We start from the raw sequence: 14,157 nt of genomic DNA on the forward strand, positions 1-14,157 counted from the left end.
GCCGTCGACCGGTTCCGGGTAGGCCCCCACCATGACTGCTTGGACGAACGACGAACTGGACCGGATCGCCGCCGCCGAGGAACTCCAGATCGCGTCCCTGCGCGGCGACGGCGAGCTGCGCCGCCCGGTGACGATCTGGGTCGTCCGCCTCGACGACGACCTGTACGTCCGGGCCGTGAACGGGCGCGACGGCACCTGGTTCCGCGGCGCCCAGGAGCGGGGCAGGGGCCGGATCCAGGCCGGGGGCGTCGACAAGGGCGTCACATTCGCCGACGCCGACCAGGAGCTCAACGACCGGATCGACGCCGCGTACTGGGACAAGTACCGCCACTACTCGGAGAGCATCGTGGACTCGGTGGTCAGCGGGCAGGCCCGCGCCGCCACGATCAGGCTCGTGCCGCGCTCCTGACCCCGCCCGGCAACGAGAGGTCCGAAGGCCGCCAGCGCCCGGCCGCCACCGGCCGCGACAGTGGAAGGCATGAACACTGTCGTGGATGAGCACGTCCGGATTGAGCCCAACATTCTCTACTTCGGCACCCCCGTCGTCCTGATCTCCACCCTGAACGAGGACGGCACCCCGAACCTCGCCCCCATGTCGTCGGTCTTCTGGCTGGGCTGGCGCGGCATGCTGGGGCTCGGGGCCAGGTCGAAGACGTCCCAGAACCTGTTGCGGACCGGCGAAGGCGTGCTCAACCTGCCTTCCGACGCCCTCGCCCCGCAGGTGGACCGGCTGGCGCTGACCACCGGGAGCGACCCGGTGCCCGAGCGCAAGCACCAGCGCGGTTACCGGTTCGTGCCGGACAAGTTCGGCCGGGCCGGGCTGACCGCCGTCCCATCGGAGACGGTGGCCGCGCCCAGGGTGGCCGAGTGCCCGGTCGCCATGGAGGTCGTGGTGGAGGAGACGCATCCGATGGGCGACGGCGGGGTGCTCACGTTCGAGGTGCGGGTGCAGCGGGTCTGGGTGCACGAGGACATCCGCCTGAAGGGCACCGACGACCACATCGACCCCGACGCCTGGCGTCCGCTCATGATGAGCTTCCAGAAGCTGTACGGGCTGGGCCCGCAGGTGCACCCGTCCACGCTGGCCAGCATCCCGGAGCGGCACTACCGCAGCGCCGACCTCGAACGGGCGCGCACCCTCTAGAGGCTCTCCAGCAGCGGCAGCCAGGTGCGCCCGGCGCACAGCTCCTTGATCCGCGTCGGGGGCAGCCACTCCGCGCCCGTGCTCTCCGACCCCGCCGGCGGCGCGGTCGCGGCGCCGGGCGTGGCCAGCCGGGCCCGGAACATCACCATGTGCGTCAGCGCCGCGTACCGGTAGCCGGCGGGGGCCGGGGCCAGAAGCTCGACGCGCTGCCACGCGAAGACCGACAGGGCCGACAGCTCCAGGAGAAGACCGGTCTCCTCCTGGAGCTCACGGACCACGGCCTCGGTGGCGCTCTCACCGGCCTCCAGGTGGCCGCCCGGGATGTCCCAGCCGCGCCCGACCCGGTCGACGCACGTCAGCAGCGTCCTGCCGATGCTGTCGGAGACGAACGCGAACGCCGAGGTCGTGCTGCCGGCGGGCGGGAGGGCCGAGGAGAGGATCACGTCGAGGCGGTGGTCGACGGGGATCCACGGCACGACGCAGGAGGCCACCACATGTGTCATGCCCCTATTTCACACGCCTTTGCGCATGGCCCGGTTGCCCAGGTACAGCCCGATCGCGGCGACCAGGCAGGCCGAGGCGGTGCCGTACAGGACGGAGGGGTTCGCGAGGTCGCCGGAGAACAGCGCGCGCTGGGCCTCGACGATGTACGTGACCGGGTTCGCCGTGCCGACCGCCCGCAGCCAGCCCGGCGCGGTGTCCAGCGGGAGCAGCACGCCCGACAGCAGGAGCAGGGGGAACAGGATCGACTGGCTGACGATGTAGAACAGCGTCCCGCCGGGCGCCGACCGGATGGCCAAGACGAACGAGAACGCCCCCAGCCCCACCCCGAAGACGGTGAGCTGCGCCAGCCCCGCCAGCACGCCCGCCGGATACAGCTCGAACCCCAGCGGCACGGCCAGCACGATGATCAGCACGGCCTGCGCCAGCAGGACGACCATCGCCTTCAGCGCCCGGCCCACCAGCATCGCCGTCCGGTTCAGCGGGGTGACCAGCATGCGCTCCAGTGAGCCGCCGATCAGCTCCACCAGCAGCGTGTAACCGGCCGACATCGGCCCGGTCAGGCACATCATGACCAAAATGCCCGGCACGAACCACTGCCACGACGAGCCCACCGCGCCGTCCAGCAGCGCGCCGAACAGGAACAGGAACAGCAGCGGCTGGCCCATCTCGAACAGCAGCGCGACCGGCTCGCGCAGGACCGGCCGGAACTCGCGGGTGAAGACGGTGGCGGTGTCACGCAGGAAGGTCGTCATCGGTCAGGCTTCTCCCGGTGAGAGTGAGGAACACGTCGTCGAGGGTGGGGCGGGCGGTCTCGGCGGCGGTCACCTTGATCCCGGCGGCGTCCAGCGCCCGCAGGCAGCCGGGGAGCGCGGCGGGCGCGTTCGCCACCCGCAGGCGCATGGTGAGGCCCTCGGCGTGGCCGCCGGTCAGCTCGGCGGCCCTGGCGGCGTCCTGGGCGGTTTCGGCGGTGACCGTGACGGTGTCGCCGGCCAGGTCGTTCTTGAGCTGCTCGGCCGTGCCGTCGGCGATGATCGTGCCGTTGTCGATGATCACCACCCGTTCGGCCATGTCGTCGGCCTCCTCCAGGTAGTGGGTGGTGAGGAAGAGCGTGGTCCCGTACGCCTCGCGCAGGCGCAGGATGTGCCGCCAGATGTCGGCGCGGCTCTTCGGGTCGAGGCCGGTCGAGGGTTCGTCGAGGAAGAGCAGGTCGGGGCGGTGGATGAGGCCGAGCGCGATGTCCAGGCGGCGGCGCTGGCCGCCGGAGAGCGTGCCCGGCCTGCGGCCGGCCAGGTCTTCGAGGTCGAGCAGGCGCATCAGCTCGCCGGCCCGGGCGACGGCGTCGGAGACGTTCAGGCCGTAGCAGCGGCCCTGCGTGACGAGCTCGTCCCGGACGCGGAAGTTCTCGCCCGCGCTGTTCTTCTGGCCGACGTAGCCGATGCGGGAGCGCACACCGGCCGGGTCGCGGGTCACGTCGTGGCCGGCGACGACGGCGGTGCCGGAGGTGGGCGGGAGCAGGGTCGTGAGCAGGCGCAGGGTGGTGGACTTACCGGCGCCGTTGGGGCCTAGGAAGGCGACGAGCCGGCCGGGTTCGACGTCGAGGTCGATGCCGCGTACGGCTTCGACGGTCTCCTTCTTCAGCGTGAACACTCGGGTGAGACCCCGGGTGTGGATCATGGGTGGTCGCCTCCTGGGCATGGCGAAGAAGCCCCTGGTCAGGGGCCCTTTCGGGGATCGGTTCAGTTTGAGCCGGGTGATATCGATTTGGCAAACGCGAATGTGACGTTCATGTACGGCTCTGACCTGCGGAAACGCCGTCCTGGGAGGTGGGTGCGGGAGGCTGATTTCCGGGCCGCGACATGGGGTTTTGCGATTTTTCGCGAAGAGACGCAATATTTCAGGTCTTGCGGTGTATGTGGTGGCTCCGTCATGATCTCCGGCGTGAAAAGTCTGTGGTTAATTGCGGTAATTGCCGCAGTCGGCATGACAGGGGTCGCGGAGGCGGCCGACGGTGTTCCCGGCGTCGACGTCAGCAACTGGACGGGCGACGTGGACTGGGCGAGCGTGGCCTCCGGCGGCGGCAAGTTCGCGTTCGTGCAGGCCACCGAGGGCACGAACTACCGCAATCCACGGTTCGACGCACAGTTCGCCGGAGCCGCGACGGCCGGTCTTCTGCGCGGCGCTTATCACTTTGCGCAACCGCATGAATCCGACGGGACAGGGCAGGCCGAGTATTTCCTGCAGAACGGCGGAAACTGGACCAGCGACGGTCAAACGCTGCCCGGCGTCCTCGATATCGAGGACAACCCGTACAAGGACAAGAACGGCAAGAACAACTGTTACGACCTGTCCGCCGAGGACATGGTCACCTGGATCAAGGACTTCACCAAGAAGTACCGGCAGCAGACCGGCCGGGACGCGATCATCTACACCACCACGAGCTGGTGGCAGACCTGCACCGGCAACTCCGCGGCGTTCAAGGCCAACCCCCTCTGGCTCGCCCGCTGGGGCGGCGACCCCGGTGAGCTGCCGAAGGGCTGGAAGAGGCACACGTTCTGGCAGTCGGCGGAGAAGGGCTCGCTGGCCGGCGGCCAGAACTCCTTCAACGGCACGGAGTCCCAGCTCAGGTCGCTGGCCAACCCGCCCGCCCGGGTGTCGGTCTCCGGCCTGGTCAAGGGCAGGAAGCTCTACCGGGTCACCGTCACGAACACCGGCCCGCACCCCGTCGAGAACATCGTGATCTCCGGGCGCGCGTACGGCGGGCAGAAGGTGGTCAAGGCCCCGGGCTGCAAGTTCAGCGGCACGGCGGTGCGCTGCGCGATCGAGAAGCTGGAACGCGGTCAGAAGGCCGCCTTCACGTTCACCACCAAGCCGAAGCCGACGGGCCAGGTCGGGGTGGTCGTCAAGGTAGGAACGGTCACGCTTAACCTCAAAAGCTGATAAATCGCGATAGGTAGGATAAATCCCGGGATCTCGGCTTAAAGGGGAAACGGGTGGCGCGGCGGCGGTTGAGCGTGTTGGCGGCAGGCCGGGTCGTCCCGCTGGTCGTGCTGCTCGTCGTCCTGCTGGCCGGTACGGCGTCCATGCCGTTGTCGACGTTCGTGCCGTCCAGGATCGTCCGCATCGCGTACGAGATCGAGCGGTACGACATCACGTACTCGTGGGGCGGCGGCCACGGCGAGCGGCCCGGCCCCACGAAGGGCACCTGCCAGGGTTACAGCGGCCGGATCAAGCCCTGCCCGGCCGCCCGGACCCGCGGCCTCGACTGCTCCGGCCTGGCCCGATGGGTGTACGCCCTGGCCAACGGCACGGACGTGCTCGGCCCCGGCAACACCGACGACCACGTGCGCAGGATGCGGCGGGTCGAGCGGGCACTGCCCGGCGACTTAGTCTTCTTCGGAAAAATCATGAAAAATAAGATCAAGACGCATCATGTGGGCATCTATCTGGGCCGTGGGAAGATGATGAACGCACCTGAGACGGGGGCTCTGGTGCGTATTGACGATATCGGGCGAAGATCGGACTTCGCGGGCTTCTACCGGTACTGAAAAAGGGTGCCATGATCCAGTTACACCTCCTTGGACCGCTCCACGCCACCCTGGACGGCCGCCGCCTCGACCCCGGATCCGCCAGACAGCGCGCCGTGCTCGCCCGCCTGGTCGCCGCCGACGGCCAGGTCGTCTCGACCGACCGGTTCATCGAAGATCTGTGGCAGGGACAGCCCCCGCCCAAGGCACTGGCCGCCCTCCAGGTCTACGTCTCGAACCTGCGCCGCGCCCTCGAACCCGACCGGCCGCCGCGCGCCCCCGCCCGCGTCATCGTCAGCGCCCCGCCCGGTTACCGGCTCTGCCTGCCCGACGAGGCCGTGGACGCCTGGCGGCTGCCCGGACTCATCGACGCGGCCGGCGCCGCCCTGAAGCGGGGCGCGGGAGCCGTCGCGCACGACCTGCTCGACCAGGCGCTCGACCTGTGGACGGGCCCCGCCTACGCCGAGTTCGCCGAGGAGTGGGCCGCGCCCGAGGCGGCCAGGCTGGCCGAGCTCAGGCTCGTCGCCGTCGAGTACCGCGCCGAGGCCGCGCTGCTGATGGGCCGCCACGCCGAGGCCGTGCCGGAGCTGCGCGTCCACGCCGACGCCCATCCGCTGCGCGAGAACGCCGTCCGCCTGCTGGCCCTGGCCCATTACCGCGCGGGCAGCCAGGCCGAGGCGCTGGCCGTGCTGCGCCAGGCCCGCGAGAGCCTGGCCGAGGAGCTCGGCGTCGATCCCGGCCCGGCCCTGCGCGCGCTCGAACAGGACATCCTCCGCCAATCCGAGTCCCTGCACGCGCCCGAGGTCGTCGAACGCGTCCAGGAACGGCACGTGGTCACGCAGGAGCCCTCGATCGTGGGCCGGATGCGCGAGCTGGCCGTGCTGCGGGAGGAGGCCGCGCGACCGGCCCGGCGCACGGTCTGGCTGGGCGGCGAGCCGGGCGCGGGCAAGAGCGCGCTGGCCGAGGCGTTCGCGGCCGAGCTGACCGAGCGCGGGTGGCGGGTCGCGTTCGGACGCTGCCCGGAGATCGACGGCGACGCGCCGCCCGCCTGGGCGTGGAGCGAGATCGTCCGGCAGCTCGCCGCCGTCCGGCCGCCGTCCGCCGCCGACGCGGCCCGTCTGGCGCCCCTCCTGAACGACCACGTCGCCATCCAGAACCAGTTCCAGCTCGCCAGGGCCGTGGCCGGCTACCTGGCGGGCTGCGCGCCCCTGCTCGTGGTGCTCGAAGACGTCCACCGGGCCGACGGCGAGACCCTGCACCTGCTGCGGCACCTGGACCCCGCCGCGCGGATCATGGTCGTCGCCACCTACCGCCCGGCCGAGACCACCGAGGACCTCACCGCCACCCTGGCCGCGCTCGCCACCGGCAGCAGGCACGTCGAGCTCGCCGGGCTCGACGAGGACGCCGTCGCCACGTTGCTCGAACGCCACTCCCAGCACACGGGCCTCGACCCCGCCACCGTCCGCACGGTCCTGGAGCGATCGCTCGGCAACCCGCTGTTCGTCTGCGAGATCGCCCGCCTCCTGGCCTCGGAGGGGCCGCAGGCCGCCGAGGCGCTGCCGCCCGGCGTGCGCGACCTCATCCGCCGCCGCATCACCCGCCTGCCCGCGACCGCCCAGACCGTGCTGCGCAACGCCGCCGTCGTCGGCAGGGACGCCGACGTGGACGTGCTGATCGCGCTGCACGACGGCGACGAGGACACCGTCTTCGACGGCCTGGAGGCGGGCGTCATGACGGGCCTGCTGGCCGAGCCGGGACCCGGCCGCGTCAGGTTCACGCACGTCCTGGTCAGGCAGGCCCTGTACGAGGACACCGCGCGGATCCGGCGTACCAGGCTGCACGGGCGCGTGGTGTCGGTGCTGGAGCGGCTGCGGCCGAACGACGTGGCGGCCCTGGCGCACCACGCGCTGGAGGCGGCCGCGCCGAGCGCGGTGCGGTACGCCAGGGCGGCGGCCGTACAGGCGTCGGGCCTGCACGCGCACCGCGAGGCGGCGGCGCTGTGGCGCGCCGCGCTGGAGTTCGCCACCGACGACGGGACCAGGCTCGACCTGCTGTGCGGACTGGTGTCGGCGCTGGGACACGCGGGCGACGTCCTGGGCGCGCTGGCCGCCAGGGCGCGGGCCGTCGAGCTCGCCGCCGCCCGCGGCGCGCTCGCCCGCGCGCTGACCTCCTACGAAGCCCCCGTGGTCTGGACGATCCAGGTGGACTCCCGCTACAACCGGGAGTTCATGGAGGCCGTGGAACGCGAGCTGGCCGCCGGACCCGACGACGAGACCCGCTGCCGGCTGCTGGCCGCCCTCGTGTTCGAGCTGGAGGGGCACGACGACGACCGCGTGGACGCCGCAGGCGCCGAAGCCGTGGCCCTGGCCCGCCGCCTCGGCCGTCCCGACCTGCTCTGCCTGGCGCTCAACGCCCGCTACTTCGCGCTGCTCAGCCCCGAACGGCGGGACGAGCTGGAGGCCGTCGGCGCCGAACTGCTGGAGCTGGGCCGCACCCACCGCCTCGTCGGCTACCTCACGCTGGGCCACTGCGCGCTGCTCATGGCCGCGCTCGGACGCACCGACCTGGACGCGGCCAGGCGGCACGCCGACAGCGGCGTGGCGGTGTCCACCAGCGGTCAGCTCGGCATGTCGCTGGCCATCCTGACGCTGTTCGGCGCGCTGCGGAAGCTCGTCGAGGGCGAGTTCGACGAGGCGGAGGCCGTCTACACCGGGCTCACCGAGCAGATGGCCGAGCGCGGCGGCGTCAACGCGCGGGCCATGGGTGCGCTGTGCAGGTTCGCCGTCCGGATGGCCCGCGGGAACGTCCGCGACTCGCTCGACGAGCTGGCCGCCATCCGGGAACGCGTGAACAGCGACACCGTGCACGAGATCTACGCCGGGGCGCTGGCGGCCGCGGGCGAGCTCGACGCGGCCCGGCGGGTGTGGCGGCCCGAGTCGTGGCTGCCGCGCAACTACTACTGGCTGATGTGGCAGGCGCTGCGCGGCCAGACCGCCGTCGCCCTGCGGGACCGCGAGGTGGCCGGACGCTCCTACCGCGTCCTGCTGCCGTGGGCGGACGAGCTGGCCGGGATGAGCAGCGGGTCGATCACGCTCGGGCCGGTCGCGCTGGTGCTCGGTGACCTGGCCGAGCTGCTCGGGCTGCCCGCCGACGGCCACTACGCCCAGGCCCTGAAGGTGGCCGAACGCGTCGGCTCACCCCACTGGGCGGAAGCGGCCCGCCGCCGGACGACCCCCTGACCGGTCTGGCGGGCTTGCCGCCGGGCGATCTCCTGACCGGTCTGGCGGGCTTGCCGCCGGGCGGCCTTCTGGCCGGCCGGGAGGGGTCATGGTGTGCCGAAGATGAGGGCCTGGCGGCGCTGGTGACCGCGCCGCATGAGCGCGAGCAGCACCACGAGCACCGGCCCGGCCAGACGCCGCAGTTCGGCCAGCTCCGCCGGCTGGGCGTACTGGGCGATCCTGGGCAGGTCGAACCGGGCGTCCCCGCCCTTCCGCACCTCGGTCTCGACCTTCTGCCAGTCGGCCTCCGAGACGTACTTGGCGACGACCGGGAAGATCAGCCGTTCCTCCTCCTCGATGTGCTCGTCCAGGAGGTCGGCCAGCGCGGCCAGGGACTTGGCCATGCGCCGGGCCGCCTGCCCGTCTGCGCCGAGCTGCGCCGCGGCCGTCGTGATCTCCTCCAGCAGCGGGTCGAGCGCCGCGTGGTCGTCGGTCAGGTCGCTCAGGTCCACCTCGGCGCCCGCCGAGCGGACGATGACCGGCCAGAGCACGTTGTCCTCCGCCTGGTGATGGTGGTGGATGCCCGCGCAGAGCTTCGCGGTGAACGTCGCGATCGCCCGCAGCCGTTCCTGACCGGCCCGCTGTTCGCCGGCGGCGATCGCGCTCATCACCTCGGCCAGACGGCGGGTGTCCCCGCGCATGGCCCGGTGCGTGATACGGAAGCCGAGCATGTTGGGTGCCATTTCGGTGCTCCTCTTGTCGTGTGGGCACCAGCGTGGGCGACCGCTCTTAGACACTTCTTGGTGCCGACTTGTGCCGACTTGGCATGGCTGTAACACGTGTGGCCGGACGGAAATTGAGAGACCCGCGGGCTAAGGTGTGCCGCTATGGACAGGCGATGGGTCGGCCTCGACGGCGTCGAGATCGTGCCGGCGGTGCGAGCGGGCCGGCAGGTGCTGCGGGTGCTCAGGAACGGGTGGCTGGTCGCCGACTGTCGTTCGGTCGAGGAGGTGGCCGGACACGTCGACCTGGCCGATCTGTGCGAGGTCGTCGATCTTGCCGCGCGCCGCCGATCCGCCACCGCGACGGAGGTCCGTACGAGTTCGCATCATGGCTGAGTGCCGTGTATGGTTACACCTGTCCGCAGCGAGCGGACAGGCCCCTATAGCTCAGTCGGCAGAGCGTCTCCATGGTAAGGAGAAGGTCAACGGTTCGATTCCGTTTGGGGGCTCTTGTAATGAGCAGGCGCGACGCCCGGACCAAGGTGACTTGGGGCCGGGCGTTTCTCGTTGTCCAGAGCCATTCGCAATGAGAGCCCATTAATCCGCACGCGAAGTCGGAAATTCGCCTCCCCGCGAACCCCCATCGGGGCGCTCGGCTCCCGCTCTCCGCCACGAACGGAGCCGGCAACACCCTCATCTCGGATACATCGGCGGATAAGGCGGCTGGTAGACGTTCTGGACCGGATACGTCCTGGTGACATTCCAGCCGATGAACGTGAGCGGGATCGCGGCGAGCAACCAGATCCCCATGCTGCACCCTGCCAGCCACCAGTGCACGAACAGCCACAGGCAGAGGTGCACGATGAACGCGGTCGGGTTGAACCCGCGCTCGCGCACCGTGACCCACTGCACCGGCCCGACCTGGGGTGCCTGCCACGCCTGCTGGTACGGCTGCACGTAGGGCTGCGCCCGGTAGGGCTGGCTGTACGGCTGAGGCAGGTAGTGGTGTGGCCCCTGCTGCCCGTACACCTGCGGGTCCTGCGGCCCTGACGGCCCATGGGGCTGCCCGTACGAGTCCTGGGGCGGCTGGGGCGGATAGGTCATGAGGCGACTCCTGAGACATCGGCCCCTATGAGACGTCGCCGCTCTCCGTTTGGTTGCCCCTGACCTTGTCCGCATCCGGACACCTCGTTCTGGCTGCCGGGGACGGATGCCATGGCGGCGGGCGTGAACGCGGCTGTGATCGCTCCGGCTGGCGTGCGGGTGGCGTTCACTGCCAAGAAGCGCGGACCGGGGCCGCTCTCCTTCGGGGGCGAGGGCTCTCTGCGTTGTACGGCTACTGCCCGGTGCGGTACTCGACCCAGGCGCGGCCGCCGGCGGCGGCGCGAGCGCGCGAGGCGCGGATCGGTACAGGGCCACGGCGGGCGACGAACTCGCGGAACAGAGACCATACGGCCATGAGTCCGGTCACTGCCTCTTCGGGTGCGCTCTTGTACGCGGGCACCTGGGAGGCGACTGTCTCGGCCTGCTGTGGACTGTGTCCAGCCAGGATCAGTCGCGAGATGAGCAGCGCGGTCTCGATCCAGGCGGCGCCTTGGCAGGCGAGCCCCCAGTCGATGACACGCATCCCGTGCTCGGTCGTCATGAGGTTGCCCTCGTGCAGGTCGGCGTGCAGCAGTGCGTCCCCAGCCATCGCGTCGAGGTCGAGCCCGGCGCGAGCGGACCGGTAGGCGTCGAGGCACCCCAGATCGGCGGGCGGATCGGCCAGCAGGACGTCCGCCCGCTTCCGCAGGAACTCGACATTGTCGCTGATGGGCGGCACGTCGGCACCTGGGGTCGGTGTGAGCGTCTCGCCCAGAACGCGGACGAGCTCGACCAATGAGGCGACATCCGAGGAGCCGGGCGAGAGGTCTACCGGGCGGGTGGCATTGATGTGCTCGAACAGCAGCCATACCCATCCGGCGGTGTGCCCGCCGCGCAGCATCTGCGGGGCGGGCACGGTTGCGGGCAGGACGGCGCCTACCCGTCGTTCACGCTGGTAGAGCGGCGCAGATGGGGAATCGTCCGGCAGGGCCTTCAGGAACATCAGTCCCGAGAGGGTGGCCAGTCGTACAGCCGCCCCCGAGGTGAGCCCGCCAGGCAGACTGACCGCCTGCCGGATCGGGCCGCACGCGGATGTGACCGCGTCCCGGACCTGCTCGGGGAGCTCCTCCCACGGATACATCATGTGCCGCACTGTACGACGCCCCTACCTGCGTTGTCGGCTACTTGGGGGTGTCGGCACAGCCCGCATAGCACTGGCTGCACTTGTCGCCGCCGCCGCTGGAGCAGTCGCCGGCGGACGGCCACAGCGCCGGGTTGACCCGGTAACCCGTGGCCTTGATCGCCTTGACGGTGGCGGCGAGGCCGGCCCCGCTACCGGTCTGGCCGGGGACGTCGTCCGGCTGGTGGTGGATGAACCTGCCCGCGACCCGGGCGCTGAACCGAGCGTACTCCTCCGTGTACATCAGGAAGGTGTGCCAGCCGATGTCGACCAGCTCGGACGGACCGAGGCCGGCGCCGGGGTTGGCGGCGCAGGCGGCGAGGAACGCGAGCGCCTCCACCATGATGTTCTCGGCCTGGTGGGCGTGCTCGGGATGGTCGGCGCGGATGCGCGCGGTGAGCCGGTCGAAGAGCTGCGGCGTGACCAGCATCGTGGCGTCGGCCCAGGGTGGGGCGTTCGATGGTGATGGTCATGTCGTCCTCCCACAGGGATTTGGGATGCGCCCCGGGCCGGGGCGGCTTCGGCAGCACACACTTTCGGCCGTCCGCACTTTGTGCGGCTGCGGCCTCTGGTTGTTCTTGCTGGTCAGCGAAGTGTGTACTACATACTTCATAGGACCTCGACCGAGACATGGTCAACGAGTATGTAGTACATACTTCCGCTAAGGTGAGGTGGTGATCACATCAGGCGGCTATCGCGACGTGGCGGCCACAATCCGTCAGGCCATCCATGACGGCGTCTATCCGCGTGGCTCTCTGCTTCCCAATGAAGATCAGCTTGCCGAAGAACTCCACGTGAACCGGGCCACCGTCAACAAGGCTCTGCGCATCTTGAAGGGGGAGGGGCTGGTCTACGTGCACATGGGCGTGGGCACCTATGTTCATGCTCTGCCGCCTCTGTTGCGTGACGCCGCTGTACGGCATAGCCGTGATCACCGTGAACCTGGAGGTGTTCGGGGCTCCTTGGCGAGCGAGCTTGCCCAGCTCGGCCACGAGTTGAACTCTGCCAACACGGTCGGCCCCGGCCGCCCCCCACTGGACGTAGCCGATGTCCTGGGCGTCGATGCCGGCACCGACAGCGTCATCATCCGCGCGCGACGCATGAAGGCCGACGACGTCCCCATTCAGATCGCCATCAGCTACATCCCGCGGGACATCGCCGATGGGACGCCGATCGCCGAAGTCGACCCGGGAGTCGGCGGACTCAGCAGCCGCCTGGCCGAATTGGGGCATGCGCAGGTCGAGCTTGAGGAGAACGTCCGGGTCCGGCCGCCTACGCCCGATGAGGCGCGCTTTTTGCGGATGATCCCTGATCAGTGGGTATACGAGATCTTCCATATCGGGTGGACGGCGAACGGTCGGGCCGTCAAGGTCACCACCTATGTGATGCCGACGTATCAGTGGAATCTGCGCTACCGCTACCCTGCGGACCCTTCGTGACTGGTGGTCTTGGCTCTCTGTGGCCGGGATTTCGGTGAGCGGGACTCACCGCCAGGTCGACGTGCTGCACGATCTGGCCGATGGTGCCGTAGTGGCCGAGGGGGGCGGCTGTTGGCGGTCTGGGTGGCCTTGAGGCGTTGTCTCGCGCTGAGGAGGCCGCAGGGGCTGTGCCGGCGTGTCGCGCCACAACTCTGTGCAAAACGGACAAAAGCATAGAAGGTGGACTGGTGGGCAGTAGGCCGGTGAGGGTTGGTTGCCCATCCACGAAAGCTCCGGACGTGGGGAAGCGTCCGGAGCTTTCGCGTGTCCGGGGTTCCGTCGCTAGGCGGTCTCGTCCAGGGGCGGGTAGGCGAAGTGGCGGGTGTCGGCGAACGTCTGGGGGCCGGTGAGCCGGTAGCCGTGGGCCGCCTCGCTGGTGGTGTGGTATGGCCCCACGTCCACGGTGTCCGCGATCGACCAGACGCCCTTCACCTGCTGCCTGACGACGTAGAGGAACTCGTTGAAGTCGAGGGAGGAGGAGACGAAGGTGTTGACCACGGTGAGCGAACGACGGCCCGCGGTCAGCGCCAGTGGCAGGTCGACGGCCTGGTCCCGCCAGCGGTAGGTGTTCTCGACGGGCAACGGGTGCCACATGCCGGCGGGGGCGCCGTTCACGGTGATGGCGGCCTGCTGCATGGAGATGCCGGCGTCCAGGCGGCGGATCAGGCGTACGCCGGTGTTGGCGGGGTCCACGGTCACCGTGAACCGGCTCGAACCTCCGGGGCCGAACGCGCGCCCGTCGTCCGAGACCGGCCGGCCCAGGGTGAGTGGCTCCACGTGCCGCGGCGCCATCCACAATCCGACCGCCACCCCGACCCCGACGGCCCCGGCCACCACCACCGCCGCCACCCCGACCACCCTCCACCGCCCCGACCCCCGCGCCCCACCCGCCGAAGCCCCCACCCCACCTGGAGCGGTCGCCACCCCACCCGCCGCCGGACTGCCCGGCCCCCCGCCGACCGGGGAAGCGTCGGCGGGGAGAGCATCGGGCAGAGAAGCGTTGGCAGGGAGAACATGAGGCAGAGGAGCGGCGGCGTGGGCCCTGCCGACGGGGGGAACACCCTCCGCGGACGCCTTCGGCGTGTGCTCACCGGCCGATGGCTCGCCACCAAGAGCTTCCTCACCAGGAGGTTTGGCGGCGCTCTGCCCGCCGACGGGCAGAGCGTCTATCGGGGATGCGGCGCAAGGAAGGCCACCGACCGCCGAACCACCAGAAAGCCCGCCGAAAGCCAAACTGCACGGACGCCTGTCGCTCCCCAACCCGCCGCCGGAAACAACCGGGAGTGCACCGCCGGGGAGGCCGC

The 14,157-nt window shown here is 70.4% G+C and carries 15 protein-coding genes and 1 tRNA gene; 8 read left to right on the forward strand and 8 right to left on the reverse strand.

Going from position 1 to position 14,157, the window contains the following annotated elements:
* The first annotated feature begins 31 nt into the window (after positions 1–31).
* Together ABZ815_RS39420 and ABZ815_RS39425 are read left to right on the forward strand one after the other, a co-directional pair.
* On the forward strand, positions 32–409 hold the full coding sequence (locus tag ABZ815_RS39420; protein WP_357706319.1) for a DUF2255 family protein: 378 nt from the start codon (positions 32–34) through the stop codon (positions 407–409).
* Positions 410–478: 69 nt separating this feature from the next.
* Positions 479–1,144: a flavin reductase family protein gene (locus ABZ815_RS39425; protein WP_357706320.1), complete on the forward strand. Its 666-nt coding sequence runs from the start codon at positions 479–481 to the stop codon at positions 1,142–1,144.
* Here the strand turns inward: ABZ815_RS39425 and ABZ815_RS39430 are convergent.
* Genes ABZ815_RS39430 through ABZ815_RS39440 form a run of 3 tightly spaced genes read right to left on the reverse strand, consistent with a single transcriptional unit; the run spans position 1,141 to position 3,322 of the window.
* Positions 1,141–1,647, reverse strand: coding sequence for an NUDIX hydrolase (locus ABZ815_RS39430; RefSeq protein ID WP_357706321.1), 507 nt, complete (start codon positions 1,645–1,647; stop codon positions 1,141–1,143). The genes ABZ815_RS39425 and ABZ815_RS39430 overlap by 4 nt on opposite strands.
* 9 nt (positions 1,648–1,656) lie before the next feature.
* Positions 1,657–2,400 carry an ABC transporter permease gene (locus ABZ815_RS39435; protein ID WP_357706322.1) on the reverse strand — a complete coding sequence of 248 codons (744 nt, stop codon included), beginning with the start codon at positions 2,398–2,400 and terminating at the stop codon, positions 1,657–1,659.
* Positions 2,381–3,322, reverse strand: a complete 942-nt coding sequence (locus ABZ815_RS39440; protein ID WP_357706323.1) for an ATP-binding cassette domain-containing protein — start codon at positions 3,320–3,322, stop codon at positions 2,381–2,383. The genes ABZ815_RS39435 and ABZ815_RS39440 overlap by 20 nt, the downstream gene beginning before the upstream one ends.
* A gap of 252 nt (positions 3,323–3,574) precedes the next feature.
* Between ABZ815_RS39440 and ABZ815_RS39445 the strand changes: the two genes are divergently transcribed.
* The 3 genes from ABZ815_RS39445 (at position 3,575) to ABZ815_RS39455 (ending at position 8,411) form a co-directional block, all read left to right on the forward strand.
* Entirely contained in the window at positions 3,575–4,585 is a 1,011-nt protein-coding gene (locus tag ABZ815_RS39445; protein WP_357706324.1) for a lysozyme, read from the forward strand.
* 74 nt (positions 4,586–4,659) lie between these two features.
* A complete protein-coding gene (locus tag ABZ815_RS39450) occupies positions 4,660–5,193 on the forward strand; it encodes an NlpC/P60 family protein (protein ID WP_357706325.1) in 534 nt (177 codons plus the stop codon).
* A gap of 11 nt (positions 5,194–5,204) precedes the next feature.
* Positions 5,205–8,411: a BTAD domain-containing putative transcriptional regulator gene (locus tag ABZ815_RS39455; RefSeq protein ID WP_357706326.1), complete on the forward strand. Its 3,207-nt coding sequence runs from the start codon at positions 5,205–5,207 to the stop codon at positions 8,409–8,411.
* Between the two features lie 86 nt (positions 8,412–8,497).
* Here ABZ815_RS39455 and ABZ815_RS39460 read toward each other — a convergent pair whose 3' ends face one another.
* Entirely contained in the window at positions 8,498–9,133 is a 636-nt protein-coding gene (locus tag ABZ815_RS39460; protein WP_357706327.1) for a hemerythrin domain-containing protein, read from the reverse strand.
* A gap of 144 nt (positions 9,134–9,277) precedes the next feature.
* Here ABZ815_RS39460 and ABZ815_RS39465 point away from each other — a divergent pair, with 144 nt between their 5' ends.
* Positions 9,278–9,508, forward strand: coding sequence for a transposase (locus tag ABZ815_RS39465; protein WP_357706328.1), 231 nt, complete (start codon positions 9,278–9,280; stop codon positions 9,506–9,508).
* 40 nt (positions 9,509–9,548) lie between these two features.
* A tRNA-Thr gene (locus tag ABZ815_RS39470) sits at positions 9,549–9,621 on the forward strand.
* A gap of 184 nt (positions 9,622–9,805) precedes the next feature.
* Here ABZ815_RS39470 and ABZ815_RS39475 read toward each other — a convergent pair.
* The 3 genes from ABZ815_RS39475 to ABZ815_RS39485 form a co-directional block, all read right to left on the reverse strand.
* Complete coding sequence (locus ABZ815_RS39475) at positions 9,806–10,216, reverse strand: hypothetical protein (protein ID WP_357706329.1); 411 nt, start codon at positions 10,214–10,216, stop codon at positions 9,806–9,808.
* Between the two features lie 232 nt (positions 10,217–10,448).
* Entirely contained in the window at positions 10,449–11,339 is an 891-nt protein-coding gene (locus ABZ815_RS39480) for a phosphotransferase (protein WP_357706330.1), read from the reverse strand.
* Between the two features lie 37 nt (positions 11,340–11,376).
* A complete protein-coding gene (locus ABZ815_RS39485; protein ID WP_357706331.1) occupies positions 11,377–11,805 on the reverse strand; it encodes a hypothetical protein in 429 nt (142 codons plus the stop codon).
* Between the two features lie 244 nt (positions 11,806–12,049).
* Here ABZ815_RS39485 and ABZ815_RS39490 point away from each other — a divergent pair, with 244 nt between their 5' ends.
* A complete protein-coding gene (locus ABZ815_RS39490) occupies positions 12,050–12,814 on the forward strand; it encodes a GntR family transcriptional regulator (RefSeq protein ID WP_357706332.1) in 765 nt (254 codons plus the stop codon).
* 321 nt (positions 12,815–13,135) lie between these two features.
* Here ABZ815_RS39490 and ABZ815_RS39495 read toward each other — a convergent pair whose 3' ends face one another.
* Positions 13,136–13,702 carry a hypothetical protein gene (locus ABZ815_RS39495; protein WP_357706333.1) on the reverse strand — a complete coding sequence of 189 codons (567 nt, stop codon included), beginning with the start codon at positions 13,700–13,702 and terminating at the stop codon, positions 13,136–13,138.
* Positions 13,703–14,157 lie beyond the last annotated feature (455 nt).

The organism is Nonomuraea sp. NPDC047529 (genome assembly GCF_040642995.1).
Taxonomy (GTDB): Bacteria; Actinomycetota; Actinomycetes; order Streptosporangiales; family Streptosporangiaceae; genus Nonomuraea.